17 protein-coding genes and 2 pseudogenes are annotated in these 24,545 nt (G+C 59.0%); 9 read left to right on the forward strand and 10 right to left on the reverse strand.

Features of this window, described 5'->3' with window-relative positions:
• Window positions 1-94: 94 nt before the first annotated feature.
• The 3 genes from V1293_RS19815 to V1293_RS19825 form a co-directional block, all read right to left on the reverse strand.
• Complete coding sequence (locus V1293_RS19815; protein WP_334511530.1) at window positions 95-559, reverse strand: hypothetical protein; 465 nt, start codon at window positions 557-559, stop codon at window positions 95-97.
• A gap of 287 nt (window positions 560-846) precedes the next feature.
• The gene (locus V1293_RS19820; RefSeq protein WP_334511532.1) at window positions 847-1,236 is read right to left on the reverse strand and encodes a response regulator; all 390 of its coding nucleotides are present in this window, start codon (window positions 1,234-1,236) and stop codon (window positions 847-849) included.
• Between the two features lie 797 nt (window positions 1,237-2,033).
• A complete protein-coding gene (locus V1293_RS19825; protein WP_334511533.1) occupies window positions 2,034-3,002 on the reverse strand; it encodes a metallophosphoesterase in 969 nt (322 codons plus the stop codon).
• Window positions 3,003-3,600: 598 nt separating this feature from the next.
• On the opposite strand from V1293_RS19825, the gene V1293_RS19830 reads away from it, so the two are divergent.
• Window positions 3,601-4,056, forward strand: coding sequence for a hypothetical protein (locus V1293_RS19830; RefSeq protein WP_334511534.1), 456 nt, complete (start codon window positions 3,601-3,603; stop codon window positions 4,054-4,056).
• 515 nt (window positions 4,057-4,571) lie between these two features.
• Here the strand turns inward: V1293_RS19830 and V1293_RS19835 are convergent.
• A complete protein-coding gene (locus V1293_RS19835; RefSeq protein ID WP_334511536.1) occupies window positions 4,572-4,748 on the reverse strand; it encodes a hypothetical protein in 177 nt (58 codons plus the stop codon).
• A gap of 746 nt (window positions 4,749-5,494) precedes the next feature.
• On the opposite strand from V1293_RS19835, the gene V1293_RS19840 reads away from it, so the two are divergent.
• The 3 genes from V1293_RS19840 to V1293_RS19850 all read left to right on the forward strand — a co-directional run bounded on the left by V1293_RS19840 (window position 5,495) and on the right by V1293_RS19850 (window position 8,095).
• Entirely contained in the window at window positions 5,495-5,704 is a 210-nt protein-coding gene (locus V1293_RS19840) for a PRC-barrel domain-containing protein (RefSeq protein ID WP_334511537.1), read from the forward strand.
• A gap of 1,182 nt (window positions 5,705-6,886) precedes the next feature.
• Window positions 6,887-7,276, forward strand: coding sequence for a group I truncated hemoglobin (locus V1293_RS19845; protein ID WP_334511538.1), 390 nt, complete (start codon window positions 6,887-6,889; stop codon window positions 7,274-7,276).
• 87 nt (window positions 7,277-7,363) lie between these two features.
• Window positions 7,364-8,095, forward strand: coding sequence for an MOSC domain-containing protein (locus tag V1293_RS19850; RefSeq protein WP_334511539.1), 732 nt, complete (start codon window positions 7,364-7,366; stop codon window positions 8,093-8,095).
• Window positions 8,096-8,418: 323 nt separating this feature from the next.
• Here the strand turns inward: V1293_RS19850 and V1293_RS19855 are convergent, their stop codons facing one another.
• Together V1293_RS19855 and V1293_RS19860 are read right to left on the reverse strand one after the other, a co-directional pair.
• Window positions 8,419-8,826, reverse strand: a complete 408-nt coding sequence (locus V1293_RS19855) for a hypothetical protein (RefSeq protein WP_334511542.1) — start codon at window positions 8,824-8,826, stop codon at window positions 8,419-8,421.
• 1,290 nt (window positions 8,827-10,116) lie between these two features.
• Entirely contained in the window at window positions 10,117-10,401 is a 285-nt protein-coding gene (locus V1293_RS19860) for a DUF1488 domain-containing protein (RefSeq protein WP_334360837.1), read from the reverse strand.
• Between the two features lie 74 nt (window positions 10,402-10,475).
• Between V1293_RS19860 and V1293_RS36180 the strand changes: the two genes are divergently transcribed.
• Together V1293_RS36180 and V1293_RS19865 are read left to right on the forward strand one after the other, a co-directional pair.
• On the forward strand, window positions 10,476-10,841 hold the full coding sequence (locus V1293_RS36180) for an AAA family ATPase (protein ID WP_442894361.1): 366 nt from the start codon (window positions 10,476-10,478) through the stop codon (window positions 10,839-10,841).
• Window positions 10,778-11,341, forward strand: a pseudogene (locus V1293_RS19865) (type IV secretion system protein); the annotation flags it as partial. The gene V1293_RS36180 and the pseudogene V1293_RS19865, both read left to right, overlap by 64 nt.
• Here the strand turns inward: V1293_RS19865 and V1293_RS19870 are convergent.
• The 3 genes and pseudogenes from V1293_RS19870 to V1293_RS19880 form a co-directional block, all read right to left on the reverse strand.
• Window positions 11,338-11,823 (reverse strand): annotated as a pseudogene (locus V1293_RS19870) (methylase); the annotation flags it as partial. The pseudogenes V1293_RS19865 and V1293_RS19870 overlap by 4 nt on opposite strands.
• A 182-nt stretch (window positions 11,824-12,005) precedes the next feature.
• Entirely contained in the window at window positions 12,006-14,120 is a 2,115-nt protein-coding gene (locus tag V1293_RS19875; protein ID WP_334511543.1) for a ParB/RepB/Spo0J family partition protein, read from the reverse strand.
• 1,819 nt (window positions 14,121-15,939) lie between these two features.
• A complete protein-coding gene (locus V1293_RS19880; RefSeq protein ID WP_334511544.1) occupies window positions 15,940-16,221 on the reverse strand; it encodes a hypothetical protein in 282 nt (93 codons plus the stop codon).
• Between the two features lie 2,540 nt (window positions 16,222-18,761).
• On the opposite strand from V1293_RS19880, the gene V1293_RS19885 reads away from it, so the two are divergent.
• Together V1293_RS19885 and V1293_RS19890 are read left to right on the forward strand one after the other, a co-directional pair.
• The gene (locus V1293_RS19885; RefSeq protein WP_334511546.1) at window positions 18,762-20,522 is read left to right on the forward strand and encodes an adenylate/guanylate cyclase domain-containing protein; all 1,761 of its coding nucleotides are present in this window, start codon (window positions 18,762-18,764) and stop codon (window positions 20,520-20,522) included.
• Window positions 20,523-21,389: 867 nt separating this feature from the next.
• Window positions 21,390-21,794, forward strand: coding sequence for an MAPEG family protein (locus V1293_RS19890; protein ID WP_334511547.1), 405 nt, complete (start codon window positions 21,390-21,392; stop codon window positions 21,792-21,794).
• Between the two features lie 508 nt (window positions 21,795-22,302).
• Here V1293_RS19890 and V1293_RS19895 read toward each other — a convergent pair.
• Window positions 22,303-22,566, reverse strand: a complete 264-nt coding sequence (locus V1293_RS19895) for a hypothetical protein (protein ID WP_334511548.1) — start codon at window positions 22,564-22,566, stop codon at window positions 22,303-22,305.
• Window positions 22,567-22,606: 40 nt separating this feature from the next.
• On the opposite strand from V1293_RS19895, the gene V1293_RS19900 reads away from it, so the two are divergent.
• Entirely contained in the window at window positions 22,607-24,541 is a 1,935-nt protein-coding gene (locus V1293_RS19900) for an alpha-1,4-glucan--maltose-1-phosphate maltosyltransferase (protein WP_334511550.1), read from the forward strand.
• The last annotated feature ends 4 nt before the right edge of the window (window positions 24,542-24,545 follow it).

A 24,545-nucleotide genomic window follows, 5' to 3' on the forward strand; every position in this document is an offset into this window, starting at 1 on the left:
CAGGAACTTTGTCCTCTGGGTGCCAGCACGGAAGTGATAGCCGAGAGCTGCTTACCTACCTAGCTAACACGATCAAAAGCTTAATTTTCGCGTTTCAGCAATCGTACAGACGCACGCCGACAACGGAATGACCCTGAATTTTGTCCAGTATCTGTACCGTAGCGCGTTCGAATGCAGCTTCACGCAACTTCGAAGGAAGGTTTCCAGTATTTTGTTCTTGAATGCGACGCCCCGCGATCAGCGAACTGATGCCAACTATGCCCGCCTTGCTTGCTTTCATGTCGGCGCTATCAGCTTGCAACGCCAGTTTCGCGGGAGTTAGGTCGAGCGGGGCGAGTGTGCCATTAGGCAGCACCTCTTGAACCGAGAACGCTGAGTTTTTTATCCAGCCAACAATTGTGTCCCCTTCAACAACTGCGGAGAGGTATGCGGAAATCACCGCACCGCCTGGTGAACAACGATCTTTGTCTCCAAGCGCTTTGTTCACGCTTATGGGCATCCAGCGGTTACCTCGCAGCAACAAGTGGCAACCGGCAATGCGCCGGCCCTGACTGGTCATGAGACTCCTCGCACTGAGTTTCGACGTAGGCTTGTTCGAGCCAGCGGGTCACACTGTTCGCGCAGCGTGATTGGAAAGCTAGCACGAAAGTTATTTCCCGTTGACACTCGGACGGTTGCGGCGCTGGTGGCGTTGGGGCAACTCTCAAGGGCTGCGTGATGCTGACTTGCGTACTGGGTCAAAGCCCCGGTTTGACGCTCCGCCGACCGCTTCCGGTCTACCCCAATCAACGGATATTACCAGACCGGCCCAGTTGGTCCGTTTGGTGCCAATGACAGAAATGGCGGTTACCGGGAGGTCGGCGAGCCCGCGTTGAGCAGTTGGGACACTGCCGTAACCAATTGCGCTGGAGCAAACGGCTTATTCAGCAAAATGCTGTTGGGCACGCCTTCAGACGCCCAATCGTCGGCGGCACCGCCCGTCATGTAGACGATAGGAAACGCAGGATCGATTTGCCTGACAAGGCGCGCAATCTCCCAACCCTTCATCGGCCCCCTGAGGTTAACGTCCGTTACGAGCGCCGCAAACTTGACCACGCCACTTTCGATCATCGCCACGGCTTCCTCGCCGGAAGCGACCGTCGTCAAGTCGAAGCCGCCCTCCTTCAAGGCGTCATGAACGATTTCCTGCAATGGTTCTTTGTCCTCGACCACGAGAACTACGGGCACGTCTTTCAATTCCCCTACGCATAGCCTCAACCATGGCGGTTCTGCAGCTAACGCAAAGGAGGTCGAAGGTTCAAAAGTGAACACAGGGAATCGCGTCAACTTCCCAGCTCTTTAAGAGCCAACTTGGAAATCTCCGCGGGGTCTTCAATGCCCACCCGGCCAACCGCAATGATCTTCTCGGCGACAAGCTGCGTGATGGGGTCGCTGCGACCTTTTAAACCCAGCGCCCGTAAAGTCTATTCGTAAGCCGTCGCCAGACGTTCAATATCCTCCGGCCCGAACGTAGTGTTTTCTAGCAGCCTGTGTATGGTCATAGCTTACTACAACGCGCGCGGCGGGGGCAGGGCGCGATGACTTTTCTGCTGCGCGTTGAAACAATTTCTGAAATTTTGCAGGAACTTAAACCGGTGCGGCGCAACGGTAAGACGTCGCTCATCGCACTCCCATCTGTCCGCAAAACCTGTCATTTTCGGACCTGGGCGCGCGCAACCAGGATGTCCGCTTTGCGCCTCCGTAAGCGGACATCGCCACCTCGGCTTGCCAATTTTGAAAAACCCAACCCCGGTGGTTCGCTTGTTACAGCATTTCGATGGCGCCTTCGCTCACCGCCTAATCGATCGGTGCGGGCTACGCCTTATGGTAACTATATGTGCGTCCTAGATTGATACCGCGACCAGCCTTCACGGTAGCAATCGAAGGCACCGTGAAACTCGTTACGCCTGATTTTATGCCGCGCGCTGGCTCTGATTTGATACCGCGGCGGATATTTATACCGCATTTTTTTCGGCCACGGACTTGCTCGTGAGCTAGAGCTGCTGCCCGTCGCGCAAGGTATGCAGAGTTATTTCCGGCGGGCAGTTTAAGCGCACGGGCAGAAGGCTCGTGCCAGCCCCCACCGATGTATATCCGACCATGGCACCATGGCGCCATGGTCCAGCGCCCATGAATCTAGGTAATGCTGCCTCCAGCTTGATCGGAATTCCACCGGGTAAGCAAAGCTGACCTCCGTGGGTGTGTCCGCATAACAAGAGATCGAATCTGGCGCTCATCGCTCGATCGTAAACTTCCGGTGTGTGCGCTAACAAAATCGAAAAGGCATCTGAAGGAATTTGCGACGCGGCTTTCTCAATGTCGTCTGCCCGATAGAAATGCGGATCGTCAACGCCGGCCAGGAAAATACGTTGTCCGTCACGAACAATCGGTTCGCACTCGTTGAACAGCATGCAGATTCCCATGGCCTCCATTGAAGGGGCCATACGGATGCTGTCGTGGTTACCAAGCACCCCATAAACTGGCCCCTTTAATTGGGCCTGCAGTTCATCGATGATTTCTAGACTTTTTTCGAACGGACCATATGTCTTGCCGCGATAGTCGCCGGTTAAGACGCAAATGTCGTACTGAAGGCCGCCGACCACGCTAACCAGATCCCGCATCGCGCCTACACTTATGTCGGCATGTAGATCGCTGATGTGAAGGATAGTGAAATTGTCAAATTCCGGGGGAAGATTGGCGAAAGCCACGCTATGTTTTTTGACAACGACGTGGTCAGCGTTTCGACGCGCACGGCCATAAAATCCAGTCAGCTTCAGCGCGGTTCTGACAATCCACGGCGCTGCGTACCAGTTTTCAAGATTGAAAAAGATCAGTCCCTGTCCAAACAGCTGGGCCTCATGCTCGACTTCGATTTTCAGTCGCCGCTCAACATGTTCTGAGCCAATTCGCTCGATCAGGTCTTGCAGAGATGTTCCGGTCGCAACGTTCGAAGTAGGATCCAAATTCTAGTCTCTCCAGTTGGAGGCCGTTCCAAGCAAAAGCATGAACGGCATGATAGGTCCATTGTAGTCGGCCCCAGCGAAAACTGCTTTCGGAACAGCTTAGTGCGCTTTCTGCGCGTTTTGAAAGCTTCCAAGAAACATATGCGCAGGCGCCTGCACCACCTCCCCAATCTGTGAAGAAGCGCGGGCGATGAGCGCCAACTCTAAGGCCGCCGTTCGCCCTTCAGCCTTAGAAGATCGGTGGCCCAAAAAGCCACAAGCACCAGGGCGCACGCCGCGGGCGCCGGGACTCCCAACGCAAGTATATCACAACCCCACATCCACGATGAGTTGAGATGATACCTCATGGTTTCCTCCCAGATCGGTGGAACAGCCGCCATGGCCCATCATCGCATTTCAACTAGCTTGTTGCGAGCCTTCCTGTAGCCACCACACTACGCGAACGATCCGGTTGCCTGAGAGGGAGACTTCACTCAGCAACCAAAGGTATTTGCATTCATTAGAGTCAGTCGGCCATTAACCAAATCAGCAACGCGGCCTTATTCTAGACCGATTCAATCGTGACGCTTTGCGCTCTCTCCGCGTAGGAGCGTGCCAAGTGATTCGGACCGTCGCGCTTGGAGTAGTTTGTCTGGCCGGGCTGGGTGCGATTGCCGCAGCCGCCAAGAAACCACCGCTGCCGCTACCGGCCGAGATCGTTTTCCCGAAAGTCGCCGGCAGCAAAACCGATCGCCTGCCACTTATAACCCGTCTGGACACGCCAACTGACCCAGAGAGGGTGGATGTTGCATATGTTCCACCTGTCGAAGCCCCTTCCGAACCAGCAGCACCACAGAAGGCAGCGAGTAAACCGCTTCCTCGTATCGTTTCCCGTCATTGGCACGACCCGCATGACCGGAAGCTTTACGAGGCGAGCAAGCAGAAAGCCGGTAAGTCAAAGCCGAAAAGCTCCGCTGAGCGAGCGCCCAAACGGGTCGCTGACGTGAAGGAGTGTCGTTCAGATGGCTTTGATCCACTCTTGAGAAAGCTGAACCTATCGCCACAGTGCGAATAGTGTCGTCACTCCGTGGGGCCTGTAGCTTCAACGACGCTGGCACGAGCCGCGGCAACCTAAGGACTCAAAAATCCGTAGGCGTTGTCGGACTTCCGCTTTTGTGTGTGCAATGCCGCCTCAAGTAGACATCGAGCGCGGTCTGAAAGGTGCCGATCTTGTTGCAAAAATAGAAAATCGAACGACGCCGAAAATCTCGCGAAAGGTGATTTTCAGAGAGCTGTAACGTTGCGAAGCGCCATCACGTCGCTACGCAGGACGCGACGTTGCGGCGTAGGCAGAAGCAGCGGAACTATTCTGGCGTTCAATCCGACAGAACGAGGAACGCGACATATGGATGCGAGCGCACGTGATATGAGGCAAAGGCGTTGCAGCGTTCCTTGCCGGACGAGGCGCTAGGTATCGTCGCGCGCGGGCTTTGGCCGAGAATTCGGCGAGCCGATCGCTCTGCCGAACGGACGCGATGCCCGGATGACTTAGGCAAGCGCCGCCAATGCGTTTTTGAGTTGCGCCGGCCGTTAGCCACCGGATCGATGCAAAAGCGGATCCACAGACTCAGCTAACAGGGTCGCCAACTGGGCGGCGGCAGGCGTGGACTGTTTTTCGGGCGGCAGCGAGCCGACAGAATGGAGCGCCAGTCCAGTACCAGCGACAACGGCAGCTACTGCAATTGCAGCAAGATATTCGATCCTCATGGCGATGGTCCCTCCATCGGTCCCACGGACTAACTGGACACTCTCTGAAATAGTTCCAAAGCGCTGTTTGCCCCTAGCCCTGGAACGCCTGCTTGCGCGCCGCCCGGAAGGCATCCTCGTCAATCCGGTCGAGTGCGGCGAAATAGGCCCCGATCTACTCCGCGCGGCAAGTTCCTCAATGCGTCGGCTCGGCGCTCCAATTGTTTCCGCCTCCGTCCGAACGGCGTCACGATTAGAAGTCAGGGAACGAAAGCTCCGGTCAAGGCTTTAGTAGCACGAGAGCGTCGCTCGCCGTTAACTACACGGCGCATGTCGCGGATAGCCAAAGGTTCCTACTGCAGGGCCCGCTGTTCTCAAGAACAAGCGCTCGCGCAGATAGCCAAAAGCGGCGGTCTCCGGTTCCGTTCAGAATTGCCAGCCGTGCTCGCAAAGCGGGAGAGCTGCGGGAGGGGTGGGCGCCAATGCTGGCGCTTTCTTACCCGAACGAGGCTTCGTTATGCGCAACCGCATTGACATAGACTCCAAACACAGCCGAGCAATCGTTCAAGAGATCGGGGAGAGGCTACGCGCGTTCCTGCAAGAAGAGCCGGAACCCCCGGAGAGCCTTAGAACGCAAATCGACCGGCTCCGCGAATTGGAAGAGCAGTCACCATCAATCATTCCGGCGCCTGAGCCTTGGGACAAGCGTCGCCGTTGAGCCGCTTTGGACAGCACAGACGGCTCGGCCGAACATGGATGGACGAGCAATGCCATCGGTGGAGCGCCGTGCGTCAAAAATTTTGGATGAGTACGGTGCGGCGCAATCCGAATTGATCGGCAAAGCCGTCGTGCTTACCGACGGAAAGGCAGGCACGGTCGAGAACGTTTGGCTGGATGAATTGCACGGGCTTCGGATTTCCATCGAAGGTCATGAGGGAAGATGGCCGGTCTCAACGATCAAGCTTGCGGAGTCCTAGACCTCGCGTCAGCTGGGCTGCCCAGATCGAGCGCTCCTTTCAAAGCATTCCAATCAAAATGAAAAGCCCGACCTCGGTCAGGAAAGTGACGCTCATGATCGCGACCGTAAGGAACACGTCGCTCGCCGAGAGAGGGTTCATGAATGCCTCGCATCTTGCGAAGCCCCGGGAGTAAATCATTCAGGCTAGAAAATGTTTCGGTTCCAAACGCAGATGGCGCGAGATGCGAGCGGCGCCGGCATCCGAGGCGGCCTAAGGCGAAGTCCGTTCTGGGTCAAAAGCGTCGGTTCTGGATGTCTGCAAATAGGTCCGCTTTGCCTCCGAAAACCGACGTTACCCTAGCTTTCTCCGACCTCCGTCAGCGCTGCGCGAACCTCGCGGTCAATCTCCGCAAGGTCGTGCGCCGTCGGATGCGGCAGCCGTACCGCGACCCGCGCGGGCGGCCGCCCATGCGTTTTACGCGAGGGCCCCGCCCATTCCCGTGCGGCCGTTAAACGCATCAGCGGCCAAATGGCGAGTTTCAGCGCGTTCCAAAAGAAAAGCCCGACCCCAGAGATGGGGTCGGGCTGAAAGATCAGGCGACGAGACGCAGTTCGGTTTCGGCGGGCTTGCCGATGATGCGCCGCAACTCGGCTGCGATGCCGTCGAGCACCGCGCGCTTCTCCTTCATCCGCTTCAGTAGTTGCCCCATGATTTGGTGGCACAGTTCTAGATGAATTGCGAACCATCGACCTCGATCATCCTGATACGCAAAAGGCCATCGAGGAGATCAAAGTCATCTTTAGATCCACGGGGCGGCCGACCGGTTGATGGCGAAGGAAGTATCGATGCTGAGGGAGATCAGGCACTCGTTTCGCGTTTGACGGCCACTCTCGCGCGATAGCATCTGTCAACACTGAGGCGGTGCTGCCTATCGCCACCACCACGCGCGGGGCGGCTTTGGCCTTGACGCGACCGATGTTCGAGATCAGCCGGTAACCGGACGTTTAGCGGAGATGACAAAATCGACGCGAATGACCCGAAGGCGACATCGCCGTCCGCAAATCGGTCCGTCAGCGTCGAGAGAGGCCGACGGTGCCCTTGAGGCGTTCGGCGAAGTGTGTCACCGTATGAGGAGGCCAAAGAGGACCGGGACCGCGCCATATTATCGACTTTCGCTGAATGCGGAAGGAGGAGGTGCCAATGGCCACGCAGGATTCGCCCAACCTTTACGAGCGGCTCGGCGGTGTCTACAGCATCGCGACCGTCGTGGACGACCTCATCGACCGCGTGATGACCGATCCGCGGCTCAATGCCAATCCCTTGGTCGACGACGCGCACCACAAGGTACCGCCGGCAGGCTTCAAATACCTGGTTACCGAGATGCTGTGCTGGGCCGCCGGAGGTCCGCAGAACTACACCGGCAAGGACATGGAGAGCTCCCACCGCGACCTGCGTATCACGCCGGGCGAGTGGGACGCGTTCATGGACGACGTGGCGCAGACGCTTGACAAGTTCGCAGTCCCGGCGGCCGAGCGGGCAGAGGTCGTGGCCATCGTCGAGAGCACCCGGCGCTCGATCGTCGCCGCCTAATAAGAGGCGGCTCGCCGGGCGTCATGCGAGGATAGACATGGAACAGATCGGCACCGTCGAGACTATCTGTCGCTACCCGTCAAGAGCATGGCGGGCGAGGACGTGGCGCAGGCCTTCGTCGGCTTTGTTGGGCTGATGGGCGACCGCGCTTTTGCTTTCGTCCGCACGCCGGGGCCGAAGGGCTTCCCCTGGCACACTGGGCGCGAGCAGGAGGATCTGGTCCTGTTCCGCCCGCATTTCCGTGAGGCCGAAGCCGCGACCTTGCCCCTGGATATCGAGAAAACCTTCAAGATGGCGCCCGGCGTCAATCCGATATTTCCCGCCGAGGACGCCTTCGAGATCGACGTCGCGACGCCGGATGGCCGGACCCTGCCGCTGCGCTCGGCCGAGCTCAAGGCTGTGATCGAGCGGCGCGCGGGGTATGCCGTGACGCTCCGGTTCAGCGAGCGCAGCCTCTACGACTGCCGGCCGGTCTCGTTGTTCGGCAACGCCACGGCCAGAGGGCTCGAGGACGAACTCGCCATGCCGATCGACCGTCGCCGTTTCCGGGCCAACCTTTATGCCAACTGGGCGGAGGACAGGCCGTACCGGGAGGACGAACTGGTCGGGCGGACGCTGCAGATCGGGGAGCGGCTGCGCCTCGCCGTCCTCGAGCGTGACCCGCGCTGCAAGATGATCACGATCGACCCTGAGACCGGCCAGACGGAGCCGCGCGTCCTGCTCCACGTGGCAAAGGCGCATGACGGAATGGCTGGGGTCTATGCCGCTGTGCTTGTCGAAGGCGTGGTCGGCCAGGGCGATCCGATCCATTTGATTTAGTGGTTTGAGCCCAGGCCGAGCCGGCGGAGAAAGGCCATAGTCGCCGGCACACGGGCTGACATCGTCTAAAGGTACCGCCGAGCGCGCTTTGCGTTCGGTTGTGGCACGTTTGAGACATCCCGAGCGGCTGCGAATTTGTCCGCTTGTCGGAGTAGACCGGACGTCACTGGCCCATCCACAGAACGACGTGAATGACCCACATAAGACTCAGGGCAGCCTGTGTGCTCAATGGCAACCCATCGGCGGTCTACATTGCGCGCGGATGGCGCCTCGTCGAGCACGCCATCCGCACCAGCAATTGGTCTCTTAGGAAGAAACGAGCCTTAAGCCTTCAGGTCCGTGATCCGCATGATTGCGACCACGTTCCCATCGTTGTACGCCTGCTCCTTCGTGTCCTTGTTGCAGGTCCAGACAAAATTTTTCTTGGCCGTAAAGGTCTTTCCCTCCTGCTCGATCCGCATCTCCCCTTCAGTGATATGGCAGACCATGGCATTCTCCATTGGGGGACCCATCGTCTTCGATCCTGGTTGCATAATGAGATCGCGCATCGAGACGGTCTTAAAACCGGGGATGATGGATGGTGTCTCGCCATCATAAGCACGCACCACGACACCTGGCCACGGCGTCGCATCCTTGTAGCCCGTGGTTTGAGCAGCGGCGGGCTTCATCATCGCCGCCGAAGCCGCTGCCAACCCGATTCCCAATGCTGACCTTCGATCGATCTTGTTCATTGCTTTTCTCCAGAGGTTACGAGCCGCCGCAGAAGCGGCGCGCGCATTTCGTGGAATGTGAATGGTGGTGCGAAACCGGAAAAAGGGTCGGTTCTTAAGAGAGCGCGCCTGCCGATGGCACCAGTGCTGCTTGTCCGCCCCGAACGATGATTTCGGCACGTCCCGCTTCAAGGGCAATTACATTCTGCGCGACTTAACGCGCCTGAGAAACAGGTGGTTCCGCCCGGAGATCCGATTGCCATCCCGTGACTGCGGCTCCGAGGAATGTCGGGAGTTGTGCAGGTTTGAGACATGCCGACTGGCAACTAGAACGTCCGGTGATAGAGGAATAGCGGAAGTGACTGGGCCGCGTTCAAAATGGCGCTCATGACCCCTATCGGACATTCGGCGTGACGCTCTCGTGCATCCACAGTCCGCGCCTGGGGGAGACTACGTGAACAAGCGGTCGGTCGCTTTATCGAGCCGCTTGTCCGAACCGCTCGCGTCATTTAGATGACCAATCAACTCTCTGGACAGCCGGTAGATGTTGATCCCTTTGAGGTCATACAGCTTCGTACCACTACGGTCGAAAATTTCTCGACCCACTATAACGCCGACGTGAATACCCTTGCTGTTTGAAATTATTGCCTTTCACAAGAGCCTCCTTGCTTCAGGTCGAGCCGTGCGAATCGCTGCGCTCTTTCGCCGTTGTGTCAGAGCCGCCTATGGGGCGGCTTCGGTCACCGCCGCGCGGCCTCTGCCGAGCACAAGGCTGGCATGGCTCATTGAGCTGGCTTCGTTGAGCCCACGCCGGGGGTCAGCAATCGTCACCCAGTTGTTGCCGCAAGCGGAACACCGCCATTCGTTGACAACCCCCGTGGGCAAATAGGTTGAACTGACCGGGGCAGTGACAAGTTGTCCGCAGCTGCAGGTATGGTCCCTCGTGATGGAGAGCGGCGCGGCTCGCTGACCATTCTAGAAGCCCAGCGGCGCTCGAACCTCCGCTGAAAATGCAATGGATAAATGATCGAACTCATGGGCTCCCTCCTGTTGGGCGGCGGGAGCACGGTACGGTCTCTCAGTCACTGAAACCTTTTCACGATCAGTGATACTAGTAAGATAGGGCTTGAGCCACCCTATGGCTAGTCCGAAGCTCTTAGAAACTTTCGCGTCCGTTGTGGGAAACGATGTAATGAACCGCGTCAAGCGGATCTGCCAGCGGGCGTTCGTTTGCGTGCTGCCGAGCACATAGGACGGTCGCTAACCCCGACAGCAGCACTTCCCGTGTGGCGCGGCGAGCCGCGCGCGGTCTTATCGCAGCTTTCGGAAATCGATGCTGCGCAGGACAATTCCGGGCGGCGTGCCCTCGAACTCGGTCGCCTGATATTTGCCGGCGGCGCACGCCTCGATGCGCTCGCGCAACCGCATGAATTGCTCCTCACGCTGGCCCGCTCTCGCGCGCACCACACCATCCAGCTCATCCATGGCGGAGGTGGAGACCGCGCAAGGGATCTCCTTGTTGCCGTCGAGCATCGAGAACAGGACCACCATCCTGTCGTACTCGTAACTGATGAAGCGTCCGTGCGTGAGCGTCATGTGACTCCTTAGACGCGGCGCCGCGATCGCAGCCCTCGTTTGCCTCAGCCCTGCTCAGTGAGCCGGGCAAAGTCATCGAGGATGAGGAAGAACTCGAGCTGCTAGGACGGTGCTGGGATCGCGCGCGGACGGGCACCGGCCAGGTAGTGCTGCTTGCCGGCGAAGCGGGGATCGGTAAGTCACGCCTTGTCGCGGCTCTCCAGGAGCATATCGAGGGCGAACCGCACACTCGCTTGCGCTATTTCTGCTCGCCACGTCATCAGGACAGCGCGCTCTATCCCTTCATTGCGCAGCTCCAGCGAACCGCTGGTTTCGAGCGTGAGGACACACCGGGGATCAGGCTCGACAAGCTGCGGGCGACGCTGTCCCCTGCATCGCCGCCCGACGAGGACGTGGCAACGTCATCTCGTCAGGCGTCAAGGTCATGGTGCTCGCCGTAATCGTTGGCATCGGCTCGACGCTATTTTCGCAGTTTACCGCCGGCTCGAGCAGTGCACAGATCGGCATTGAAGATGCCATGGCTCTGGTGCTCGCGGCATTGACGCTGCTGGCCCTGGGGATCTTTGGGCCCGGCATCGCCAATGGCATTGTGTCCGGCGGCCCGCAGCTTGGCGCCGGAGCCGCCGTCGGCACGGCGTTCGCTGCCGGCGGGGTCGTGGTGGCCGGAGCGGGTCTTGCTACAGGCGGCGCCGGTGCACTCGCGGGAGCCGCACGGGGAACTGCGGCGCTAGCAGGTAGTGCGAGCGGTGCGTTTCGGGCGGGTGGTTTGTCCGGCGTCGCGGATGCCCGCGTGTCCGCCGCGAGGAGTCCTGGAAGCGGATTGGCATCGACTGGCGGTGCTGCCGAGGCAACAGGAGCTTCCACGTCTTCGGACGCACAACCCGGTTGGACCAGACGCATGAAACGCATGCAGGCCATGAGCCACGGGACATCCACTGCCAGGATAGCGAGCAAACCTGTGCCAGCCGAAGGTTCGAGAACTACATCAGTAGGCGTGAGCTCAGCCGCTCGGCTTGCGACGAAAGCCAGCCCGATCGGCGTGGAGAATTGTTGGAGGGATTCACTTTCCAGGGATCGGCGTGTCTGAGTCGGAAGGAGACTGGTGATCCTCATCAGCATCGGCAGCATGGCGGCCGGCGACGTCGCTTTGGCGCGCATGGCGGCGCCATACCGCCTTAGGAACAGGACGGTTGCCGCCTCGCAGGCGTCGTAGGCTGTCTTCCAGTTCCAGGCGCCGGTCGCATCGGAGGCGCCGAAGGCAGCCCCCATGGCGCCGCGCAGGACAGCGGCATCGATCCGACGGCTGCGCTCGAGATCGGTCAAAAGCTGTCGCGCAGCCCTAACGACGGCAGAAGCGACAACAGCGGTGGCACGCATGGAGAGCGGCGTGCTGGCGGCGCCGCCGGCGAGAGATTCGGTCATGGCAGGATTTCTCGGGAGAGCGGGAACGGGTCGAACCGCCCGGCGCTCTCCTTCAGACCGCGGCGATTCAAACCCTTCCCGGCCCGCCTCTACCTCTCATCCGTCGCCAATAAAAAAGGGACCGGCGCTCTGCACCGGTCCCCAAAACTGCGGAACGGCCGGAGCCATCCCGCTCCGTGACGTCACTCAGCCGCGTCGAGCTGTTGCGGATCATCGTCGCTGGCGTTCTCCCGATCCTCGTCGTCGGCAAGAAATTCGGGCAATGGGCCCGCTTCACCTGCCTCTTCCGCTGGCGCCGCGGCGGCATCGACGAGACGTAGTGGCTCCGGCAACCAGCCCGAACCATCGAGAAGGCGCTCGGCCTCCTTGGCCATGTCGGCCTTCTTCAGGTGATCGATCAGTTGCGCGGAGGACTCGCCCTTGGCTTCCCGAACCGCCTCCAGGATGCGGGGCTTGGTGACCCGCCCGAGATAATTGTCGACCGTGGGTCTCCAGCCAGCCTGGACCATGTCGAGGCCGACAGCGCGGGCCAGCACGTCGCCCTGGTCGAGCCGCGTGCGGACGCCATGGGCGGACACGCGGCCCTGATTGTAGCGGTTGGCCGGCTCATAGAGGGCGTTGACCGCAAATGACGCACAGTGAGCGAATAGGGACGCCTGCGCACCGCCATCGAGCGAGGTAAGCACATCCCAGAGATCGTTCTCGCCCTTCGGCAATCGCGCTTTCCAGGATTCATGCCGCGCCTCGACGGCCTTCGCGGACGCGCTTTCCCTCAGCCCCGGAGCTTGAGCGGGAAAGGTCGGCGTGTGAAGTCCGATCTCAAGACAACTGCCAGACGACGCGAACCGGTAAAAGGCGGTCAGCACGAAGTTGTGCAACACCGCCTGGAACGCGATCGCAGGATTTTCAGCCAGCGCATCCCGCAATGCCAGCGTGCGATGCGCCGTCAACTCTGTGATGAGCCGATCCGGCAAAGGCTTGGCCGCGTCTTCGTCATCTTCTTCGGCTTCAACAGCGCTGCCTGCGACCGCGATCACCGTTCGCTGAACGGAGGCACCAGCCTGAACCCCTTCGATCGACGACGGATCGGCGCCTTGCCCGACATCAGGATCGGTTGCCGGCACGTTGTCCTCTGCCCGGACGTATCCCCGGTCCACCGAAAGGCGTCCCTCGGAATCGATGCTGACGAAGACACCAGCTCGAGCGATCTCCGTCGGATCGTAGAGCACCGGCCGGTCTTCGAACGCCGTCAATGCAACCTCGATTTCGCCGAGACGCTGATCGACCTCATCGGGCAATTCGTCGGCATCCTGGTAATCGGATTCAAGCTTGGCCTGCTCGGCGTTGAGGGCATCGATGGTGGCCTGTTCCTCAGGGGAGAGATCGACAGGTTTGCCCTCGATTTCTCGCAGGCCCCTGGTGTGATCGAAGGGGAAGTCTACGGCTACCGAGATCCATTTCCATCCCTCGCTAGCGATCGCCTCGGCTTCGGCCCTGAGCTTTTCCGTGACGAGACGATCAAGCAACGGCACATCCTGCAACCATCCGCCATCGTCGTGCGCGAACAGATCCCGCATCACGGCGCCGCCGGCCTGCTCGTAGGCATCCAGTCCGATGAACTGGGCGCGACGGTCGGAAGCGCGCACGGTGTTCTCCGTCAGCATCCTCCGGATCTGATATGGCTCGTCGTTGCCGGATCTGTTGACGTCCCAGACCTGCTCCTGACGTGCCTGGTCCGCCGTGACCGAGAAGGCCATCAACTGTTCGAGTGTCATACCATCGTCGGCATAGACGTCGTGCAACTTCGGCGACACTGACGCCAGACGAAGGCGCTGCTTGACGATCGCCGGCGAGACGAAGTGCCGCGCGGCGATATCCTCTTCGCTCATGCCACCGTCATGTAGCAGCTTGAACGCGCGGAACTGATCGAGCGGATGCAGTCCGACCCGCTCATCATTCTCGGCAAGCGAATCGTCCTCGGCGATACCTCCCTCGCGCACGACGCAGGGAACGGGCTGCGTCTTCGCCATGCGCTTTTGCTTCACGAGAAGTTCCAGCGCGCGATAGCGCCTGCCGCCCGCCGGGACCTCGAACATGCCGGTTTCGTTGCCTTCTCCATCGATGACGGCCCGAACATTCAGGCTCTGCAACAGGGTACGTTGGACGATGCTTTCGGCGAGTTGCTCGATCGAAACGCCGGCCTTGATGCGCCGGACGTTGGATTGGCTCAGCACCAGCTTATTGAAGGGAATATCGCGGGAGGGACTGAGTTTGATCTTCTGGACGGCGCTTGCCATGTCGGACTCTCCTTGACGGGCGGCCGTGAGACTCTCTCTCGGCCTCCAACCCGTCATGAAAATCCAGGCTCTCCTCGTGCTCTTGACGGCTCCGCAGGCAGCGTACCGCGCGTTTACACGACAGCTCCCCGAGAAATCCTTCGGCCGAAGCGCAGCGGAGGCAAGAGAGAAGGCAGCCGACGAAGGGGCAGTGATAGCGACGCGGGCATGATATGCCCGCAGGCACCGAGGCGACTGCAGTCGCGAGACCGGTTAACAAGGCACCCGCGTTCGGGGCAGTGATAGCGGCGCCGGCATGCAATGCCGGCGGCCCCTAACGCGAGTGCCTCCGGCGAGCGACACCATATCGCGCAAGGGATCGAAGCCGGACGGCCGAGACGCGTCAGCGGCTCGGTTCACGAGAGCCCGGTGCGGCGGAAGCCGCATGCGCACAAGCAGAAGAGTAGTTCGCCGCAACCTTGGACATCGTTCAGCGTCATTGCTCAATTGCGGAGGTTGAGGATCGCGGCTTGGTTCGTGGTGACGCTATAGAGATTGCACATGGTGATTGGTCAGGGCGCCCCTCCGAGGCCAACCTACTTATTCCACCCAGTCTAGCGTGGGGCGGGCATGCCGTGCGAGTGCGGTCTGCGCTGACGGGCTTGAGTACCCTGACATCAGCCAAATCCCGCCGCGGTTCAGGTGAGGACCCAGTAGGATACTCGCCATATACGTCGGAGCCATCGAATGGAGTGACGGTTGGCAACGCGCGTCTGTGTGGACGCCCGCAGCGGAGGAAGTGGCCCTTACCCTTCTTACGAGGTGAGGCCGCTTCTGGGAACCGAAACCATTTTAGCAGAGGTGAATTTACCGATGGGGTTGGCAACCGATGAGGCGCGCTATGACCCCGCTCCCGAAGGGCGACGTGTTCGTGACAGTCGCCATTATGAGCATCACGTTCCTGACCGAAGTCGGTGCTTTCATTCTGATTGGACTGCTCTGAATCAAAAACAAATTTCCGACGCAGACCAACGCTACTATTTTACCCAGTGCTCGGCCTTGGGAATGATTCAAGGTGAGCGCTCCTCTAATTCGCGGAGCCGGTCTAATTGCCTTCCAAGTCTCGCTGGTACTTCCGGCTATGGTTTCAGCGACGCCCGCAACCTCTCGCCGATCTCTTCAACAATGGCGCGGCTGTGCTTGTGATCTATCTCAACGCGGTTGAGCATACGGAACGCTCCGCTTGCGAGCGCGGCTAATAATTGCGGATGGAACCGAAGACCGCAACTTTGGCTATCGGTGCGAGCGCTGTCTCGATAACAGCGGGTCTTGGGTGACCTTTGGCTATCCGCGACCTGCGCCGTTTACCTGCCGGCGAGCGGCGGTCTCATGGAGTGTTAAACCAGTTCGTTGGAGCTTTCGTTGCCGACCCACTCGCGAACCCCCATGCACCCCAATTCGCCGAGGGGCGCAGTTCCTTTGCGATACATCAAGAATGCGCTTGCCTATCGCGCTAAACAAGCGCTGTAGCCGAACAGCCGCGTCGGCTGTTGAGACTATGGGGCTCGTGCTCCCAGACATCGCCGAGCCCGCCGCTTCGCGAAAGGGACGGTCCACCGACTAACTGCAATGCCTGTTGCAACGGATATGACGGAGCCCGCCGGTTCACTCTGGCGGGCCCCGAAGGCTCAGGTAACGTAGACGGAAAACGATACGCCGCCTTCATGCCAATTGCTGTCGCTGCGTGATGCGCCTTGGTGGGTCGCGCGCGAAACGGTTTGCGTTAGTGGTATTGTCAGCCACGCTGTTCGCTCCTTCTGCTCTTGTATATGGTGCAAAACTAAGCGTCGGCTTGCGCACGTCGTGGCTCTAAACACGCGGCCAAAGCTTGATCTGCCGCGAGTCTCGCGCCTCGGTCGTCATGCAATTCGTCCAGTTTCTTCAAGTAAGCGACTGCCGCGATTTGCAAGAGATTGAAATCGTATTCGCCGCTGTCACGAAGATTGGCGACGTAGCGATAGAGGGCGGAACGCCTGCTATCGTTCTCACTGATACTGCTGTGTCGCAGCAAGTAGTTCCGCCAAGCGAACGCACATGCACCTTCTATGGCCTGAGCAGTCATGGGCACCTCCCAAAGGCCGAGAAAGACTGACGAGCCGTTTCGTTCCGGTTTTTCTCACGGTGTAATGCTGTTCCCTAGCTGCGCCGCAAGGAGCTTGCGCGCGGGCGATGTCGGTGCTGCGGTCGGCGACGTCCATGACGCAATCGGTCACGCAGTGGCTGTTCCCTTAGGGAGCAGCGCCGTGCCGCGAACGGGGGCCAGTCGCCTTGAGACGCGGGCTTGCTCGAATGACCCTGCGTGTGTTCCCTTGGAAAATGAGACTGCAGAAAGTGCGCGGCTTCCGGTTCTGAAGTCCTCAACGGACCTCCTGAGCGGCCCGATCGATGTCCTTTGCTGGGGGACAAGGCGAAGTAGCCCGGTTGCCACCTGAGATCGCGTTGCTACCCAAAGGGGAAGTGGCTGTCACGCAGTGCGACGTCCACTGTTGAGGCAAAAGCGGAGTCTTAGTCGTCGTTTCGGCCATTGGCCTGCTTATGCCATAACATTTGACTTGCGAAATCCTTCGATCACGGCAGTGTCTAGACGCTTCGCGATGTCGGTAGTGACCCACATCGGACATTCGCCTTGGTGCGCATCCTGCAATACCTCCTTCTACAGGTGGTAACGCGGGGTGCCGGTCCAGCTCCAGCCCAATCGAGGCGCGGAACGTATTCTCTTCAGTTTGATCGGCATTGTTGTCGCGCGGAGTTCATTTATTCGTGCATCCCACTGGACCCGTCGATCGTGCCGAACGACGACGATCAGACGACTTACCTGGTGGCCGATGATTTCGGCAGAATAGGTCGCGCCTGCGCGAAGTCGACTACGAAGGGACCGACCGAGAAACGGCGATCCGAGACCTTCTGGGGGCAATACGGTAATCCAGTCCGTGTGGTCGCATCAACACCGCTGAACGTTGGTCGGAAATACGTTGCTCGCGAGCTGCGCCGACGATGCGATTTACAGATGTGCGAGGTACCGCCTTCGCTCTCTGATTTCGTCGAATGCCTTTCGGTTGGAAGGGGAAGCAATCGGAGCGCCAAAACTGCACCGGCAGCTTATCGCTCGGTCCCTGGTGAGTATGACCGCGGCATAGTGCTTGCTGCGGTGAGGAGTTCAACGGCCGCGATTGCAGACGAGATCAGATGCGCCCTGGAACCATTTCAGAGAGTGTCCGGTTAGTCCGCGGGGCCGATGGAGGACCATCGCCATGAGGATCAAATATCTTGCTGCAATTGCGATAGTTGCCGCTAGTGCTGCACTGGCGGTCCATTCTGTCGGCTCGCTGCCGTCCGAAAAGCAGTCCACGCCTGCGGTCGCCCAATTGACGACCCTGTTAGCTGGGTCCGTGGATCCATTCTTGCCTCGGTCCGGTGGCTAACACCCGCTGGAGGGTTCCCATCCCCTGTGCGCTCCGCAACCATTCGGGGACCAAACTTCAACAGCGCCACGCCGCGCGAGCGGAGCGGAGTGGCAGGACGGCAATGCGATATCCCAAGTTGGTAATCCTAGTTTTGGCATACGCGCTGATATCATCGCCGGCGTTTGCGCAAACCTGTTGTCCCGCCGGCTGCAGGTCAGAGGCCAATCGGTGCGTGACCACGGGTCCGCTGTGGACCAGATGCATTCCCATCGCCTGCCCGGAGGGTTCTCGAAGGCCATCGGCCGGTTCCCCTAGCTTTACGCGCGAGCATCGAAAAAGCGCGGTGCTCGCCCGCCCGCCGCACACATCGCGTACCTACGTGGCCCCACATCAGATGCCTCCGCATTGCCCATTGATGAATCCAACCCAAGCGCAGGTCGACGAGGCGACCAATCAATGCGTGAATGCGTTGACCCGAAGTGCGCAGTTGCGGGATTGCTTGTTTGAAGACGATGCCGGCAGGGCCGAAGACCAAAGAACTGGCCTGAGCTGCACGGACCGTCAAGCTGCGCTGGCTAAGCAGTGTCTAAAACGCTGCGCCAACTACGCATCAGATACAACTCACTTGGTGTGCACTGGAAGCTATCCGAATACCGTCTGGCATATCTCTTTTGGAGACATCTCGGCTGAAACTGGCAATTCCGCGCGTGTGGACCTCTGCGGGCCTCCACTAAGAAGCATCTTCGCGAAGAAGCCGCCACCGGGTTGATTTGAAAGGCGCAGGGGTAACGACCCAGTCTATGCCGGCAAGGTCCATCACGCTTCGACAAGAAGTCCGCCGCCGTTGCTGGGGAAAAAGCGGAAGTAGCCCGGTCGCCGCGCGAAGTCGCCTTTGGACCCAAAGCAAACGTTCTCTCTCTACAGAGATGAAGCGGCCTCATCGATATGTCAAAATAAAATTATGGGTGTGAGTGATCTCACACACGTAGGGTGATTTACCGATTAATTTTTCGAAACTCAACTTGAGTGGCTCGCCCAAACGTCTACTAGTCGGGACGAGCGGAACTGGTCGGCCCCCGGTCGAAACGCCGCGATTGACCCCTAACGGAATCCGGAACCGCGCTACGGACCGGATGACCGTCGGCACCTCGTCGGGTAGACTGGTTGCCTAAGCTCCCGAACGGGAACGGGTGTGCGCATGGCCCGGAAGCTCGCCGCCATCATCGCCGCCGACGTTGTCAGCTATAGCCGGCTGATGGGTGTCGACGAGGCCGAGACCTTGGCGGCGCTCAAGACGCATCGACGAGATTTGATTGACCCGAACATTGCCGAGCACGAGGGCCGCATCGTCAAGACAACTGGCGATGGCCTTCTGATCGAATTCCCGAGCGTGATCGAAGCCGTCCAATGTGCGGTCGAGGTCCAGCGCGCGATGCAGGAGCGTAATTCGGACGTGCCGGCGGACCATCGCATCGAGTTCCGCGTCGGCATCAACCTCGGTGACATCATTATTGACGGCGACGATATTTATGGCGATGGCGTTAACGTTGCGGCACGGCTCGAAGGCCTCGCCGAAGCCAATGGGATCTGCGTAAGCAGAGTCGTACACGATCAGGTGCGCGACAAGCTGGGTCTGGGTTTCGAGGATCTGGGCGAGCGGCAGCTCAAAAACATCGCCCGGCCGGTCCGCGTCTTCCGGATTGCAACACCGGATATCGGACTGCGGACGCAATCGGCAAACCCCGCACCCGCGATACCGGACAAACCGTCGATTGCCGTATTGCCTTTCACCAACATGAGCGGGGATCCAGAACAGGACTACTTTGCCGATGGAATGGTCGAGGACATCATCACGGCGCTATCTCAATTCAAGGCGCTGTTTGTCATCGCCCGCAACTCCAGCTTCACATACAAGGGGCGCGCCGTCGACGTGAAGCTAGTCGGGCGTGAGCTTGGAGTGCGCTATGTGTTGGAAGGAAGCATTCGGAAGGCCGCAAACCGGGTGCGCATCACGGGACAGCTTGTCGATACCGCTACCGGCGCGCATCTTTGGGCGAACCGGTTTGATGGTGGGCTCGGCGACATTTTCGATCTGCAGGACCAAGTGACGGAGAGCATTGTCGGAGCGATCGCGCCGGCGGTTGAAAAAGCCGAGATCGAGCGCGCCAGACGCAAGCCGACCGAGCGTCTCGACGCCTATGATCACTACTTGCGCGGTTTAGCTAAGTCTTATCAAGATGCTAGTCAGCAAGCGTGCAGCGAGGCACTGCACCTATTCAACTGCGCCATCAAGCTCGACCCAGACTTTGCGACAGCCTACGCTCGTGCCGCCTTTTGCTATGCCAATGCCAAGGCCTTTGGCTGGATTTCACTCACACCGGAAGAGGTTGCCGAGGTATCGAGGCTCGCTCAGCGAGCGGTTGAGCTAGGTAGGGATGATGCGATCGCGCTCTCTGATAGCGGATGGGCATTGGCATATGTTGTTCGCGATCTCGATCGAGGCGCCGCTTTAATCGATCGCGCGCTTGCGCTCAATTCCAATGTGGCCGAGGCGTGGGATTGCGGTGGCTGGGTAAAGAATTGGCTCGGCGAGTACGAGCTAGCGATCAAGCGCTTCACGCGTGCCATACGCCTGAGCCCACTTGACCCGTGGGTCGCACCGATGCGAGCTGGGACTGCGCATGCACATTTCTTCCTAAGTCGCTATGACGAAGCGGCGTCGTGGGCGGCAATGGCGTTGCAGGACAATCCAAACTCTCAACCTCTACTTCGTATTGGCGCTGCGAGCAATGCGATGGCGGGACGGCTGGATCAAGCGCAGAAGGCGGTCGTGCGCCTGCGCCAACTCAATCCTACACTGCGGGTTTCCAACCTCAAAAACGTGCTGGGACCTTATCGGCGTGCCGAAGACATCTCGCGATACGAAGAAGGATTGCGGCGAGCCGGGCTCCCCGAATGATACCGCTAGAGGAAGGAAGCGTTACCTTGGCCGATTCTTTCGAGACTTCGGTTATTCGGAGGTCGCGATGAGATGTTTGCACATCTACGCCACACCGAACGGAGAATCTCATTTCGGATGATGTCCATATCCCAATAAACCACATACCGCTTTTCCCCAAACGAAGCGCCGTTCGAGCTTTCGTCCCACTATCCGGCGTCACGTATCCACTTCGTGCACGTTCCGGCCGGCATGGGCGAAATCGGTTGGCACACTCCACCGGGAAGGGTACTCACGGTGTGGCTCGACGGGATCGTGAAGTTCGAAACGAGCGATGGAGAGGTGCGGCACGTTTCGGCCGGTGGCTCTATGTTGGTGGAGGATACGCATGGAAAGGGCCACATCTCGCGTCACCCCAAAGAGGGACAGCGCTTGATTCTGTCACGCTGCCAGAAGGTCTCGACAGCCCGCCCATTACAACTCTAGGAGTTGCCGTCGAGTTCGTCGGATGAGCGACCGGATGTCGCCAAGGAGCCGACTAACGCGCAAATCGTTACCACGTCGGCTGTTTGGGGTAGACCGGACATTGGCTCGCACTTGTCTTGACCGCGGCCGGAGCGAACCGAGCCTTAGCCAGTCGGGAATGACACCTTTTGACCCAGGGCTGCCAACTTTGACGGTGCAGCAAGTCGGCAGCTATCTGGGGTACGGCGGCCGTGGCGTTAACGCATTCGGGAAGGCAGCGCGTGACCACCAGCGGACATGAGAGGATTTCGGTGACGAAACCTGCCAAGGACCTTGATCTGCACGCCGTCATCCCGCCCCTGGATTTGTTTTGTTCGGACAAGGTCGGCTACAAACAAAGGCAGGGATGACTTGGGAGGGGATATGTCTAACACGGGCTACGCACTGACAGGCTTCGTCTCGTGGGCGCTCTTTCTGCTGATAGTGATGGAAACCATTCGAACGTATCTCGTCGTGACTGGAAAGGTCGCGGCCAACGCCTTTACGCCAGATAATTTTGGACTATCGCCTTTTATGCAGCGCCTCGCCCGCGCTCATGCCAACTGCATCGAAGGTCTACCGATTTTCGGCGGCTTATTGGCGATTGCGATCATGACATCAAGAACGGGAATTACGGACGCTTTGGCGTCTTGGCTCCTTGGCGCACGGATCGTGCAGTCGATCATTCATCTCGTTTCGACCAGTCCGATAGCAGTAAGTCTCCGCTTCAGCGCTTTCGCCGTCCAGATCGCGATAGGCGTCTATTGGTCGTGGAAGCTGATGACCTAAGGACCGACGCGAGGAGTCAACAGTGATAGACGGTTAGGCAGCGGGTCGCTGTGATGCATAAGTCAAAAATCGGCCTAAGCCGCCATTGATCGTTGTCACGCCGATGACGGTGGACACCAGACATCGATCACGCTCTCCGCCTTCGCCGCTTTTGGCCCTTCGCGTCATTTGCTGCCGTTGCACAAAAGCGGTCGGTATCGGAGCGAAGCGGACATGGACGAAGATTCATGAGTACGCGCCCTAGTCGATGGCAACCGTGGGGCTTGGACGTGCTGGTAGCAGTACCCCTCCCGCGTCGCCATTAGCCGCACCTGCGCAAGGGCCTTAATCGGCGGATTGTCGGCTTTCTCGTCGAACAAACCGAAATTATCGGCGACCAGGTAAACCGTTTGATCGCAGGCCCTCGCTTAATGTCTTAAGATACAAATGCCTGCGCGCCCGATCATCGTCAGACACCCAATCATCGGGTCCTTTTTCATGTTGCCGATCGGTCCCGTTTTCGGACTACTCATGATGCATCCTCGTTAATTAATGCGCGCAGCCGCACACTCTTGGTCGCGTCATATTTAGCAACCAGTCCGTTCGAACTGGTGGTGGCAAGAGGATAAGCACTGACTTGTAGCGGCAACTCGAAATATTCGATTGCCTCTTGATCGCACAATGCGTCGTCGAAGACCACGATAATGGCCCGGAAGGCTAACCGCGTGATCCCCAAATAGTTCCATTCTGAGGCACGGACAGCACTCAGGAACCAATCCGGCATATCCAGCATTCATACGTAAGTCTCTGTGATGCCGCGTCCCCATCATGCCATGAGCGCTCCTGTAAAGCAGGCTTTTCATATCGAGGAGATCTTCCCCTCCATTGACTGTGGCCGCTTTGCGGTCAAACGGATCGTGGGCGAGACCGTCGAGGTCTGGGCAGATATCTATCGCCACGGCCACGATGTGGTTGCCGCTGACTTGATATGGCGCCGCGAGCCCGAATCCGATTGGCAGCGGACCGCCATGATTCACCACGGCAATGACCGCTGGGTGGGATTCTTCGTGCCTGAGAAGACCGGCCTCTACAGCTACGCGATTGAGGCGTGGACTGACGAATTCGCGACGTGGCGACATGGCTTTGAGCAAAAACGCAAAGCCAATGTGGCGACCGAGCTTGACGCTATGGAGGGAGCTTCCCTGCTTACCCGCGCCCTTAGCGACGGCCAAGAAGCCACCGTAAAGATCGCGCGTGCATGCGAAACCTTCTTACAGTCGGGCCAGTGCGAGAGCCTGCTCGCCGATGACCTTAAAAAGGCGATGGCCGAAGGGCAAGAGCGGACGGACCTCACCCGATCGAAGCCACTGACACTCGTCGTGGATAGGCCCAAGGCCCGCTGCAGCTCCTGGTACGAAATGGTGCCACGCAGCCAAAGTTCTCAGCCAGGACAACATGGCACGTGGAACGATTGCATCAATCGTCTTCCCGACATCCAGGCGATGGGCTTCGATGTCATCTATTTGACGCCTATTCACCCGATCGGACGCACGAATCGCAAGGGACGCAACAATTCTCTCAAAGCTGGCGATGGTGACCCAGGCAGCTTTTACGCAATTGGCTCACATGAGGGGGGACACGATGCCATCCATCCGCAGCTCGGAAGCCTGAATGAATTTCGGCGATTTGTTGCGGCATGCGACGCCGCCGGCATGGAGGTCGCGCTCGACTTCGCTATTCAATGTTCACCGGATCACCCCTGGCTCAAGCAGCATCCGGAATGGTTCAAACGCCGTCCCGACGGCTCGATGAAATACGCGGAGAACCCCCCAAAGAAATACGAAGACATCGTCAATGTTGATTTCGAGTCGGACGATGCTGAAGGGTTATACCGAGCGTTGCGCGATGTCGTCCTGTTCTGGGTCTCGCAAGGCGTCAAAATCTTTCGTGTCGACAACCCACACACCAAGCCGTTTCGCTTTTGGCAATGGCTGATCAAGGAGGTACAAGCGCGCGATCCTGACGTGCTTTTCCTCTCGGAGGCATTCACCAGACCCAAAGTCATGAAGGGGCTTGCCAAGCTCGGCTTCACGCAGTCTTACACGTACTTCACGTGGCGCACGGAAAGATGGGAGATCGAGCAATATGTGAACGAGCTCGCGGGCTACCCCGAGCGCGAATTTTATCGTCCCAATTTCTTTGTCAGCACGCCCGATATCCTGCCGTTCCATCTTCAACACGGCGAGCCATGGATCTTCAAGACAAGGCTTGCGCTGGCTGCAACGTTATCGAGCAACTACGGCATCTATAACGGTTTTGAACTTCTCGAGCATGAGCCGATACCCGGCCGCGAGGAGTATCTCAATTCCGAAAAATACGAACTCAAATCCCGCGATTGGGACAAGCCCGGAAACATTAAATCTTATATCGCCCAGATCAATCGTATCCGGCGCGCAAACACGGCACTGCAACAGACCTCTGCGATCCGCTTTCTGCCCGTGGAGGACAGTTCGGTCATTGCCTACGTCAAACATTCCGCCGATCAGACAAACGTAGTTGTGACTGTCATCGCATTAACGGGTGGTTTCCGGGAATTCTGGCTTCCGCTCGGTGATGTGCAGGTGCGGCAAGGCCACGGCGACTTGAAGCCCGTGACGGCGCTCGAAAACCTCAAATCCGGTCCGACCTCGCCCGTCGCCTATGGCGGTATGCGGCTTTGGATTGATCCCATACACGATCCCGTGCTTATTTTCCGGTGCTTGGGTTAACGAA

Origin of the sequence: Bradyrhizobium sp. AZCC 1693 (genome assembly GCF_036924745.1) — a bacterium.
In the GTDB taxonomy this organism is placed as follows: Bacteria; Pseudomonadota; Alphaproteobacteria; order Rhizobiales; family Xanthobacteraceae; genus Bradyrhizobium.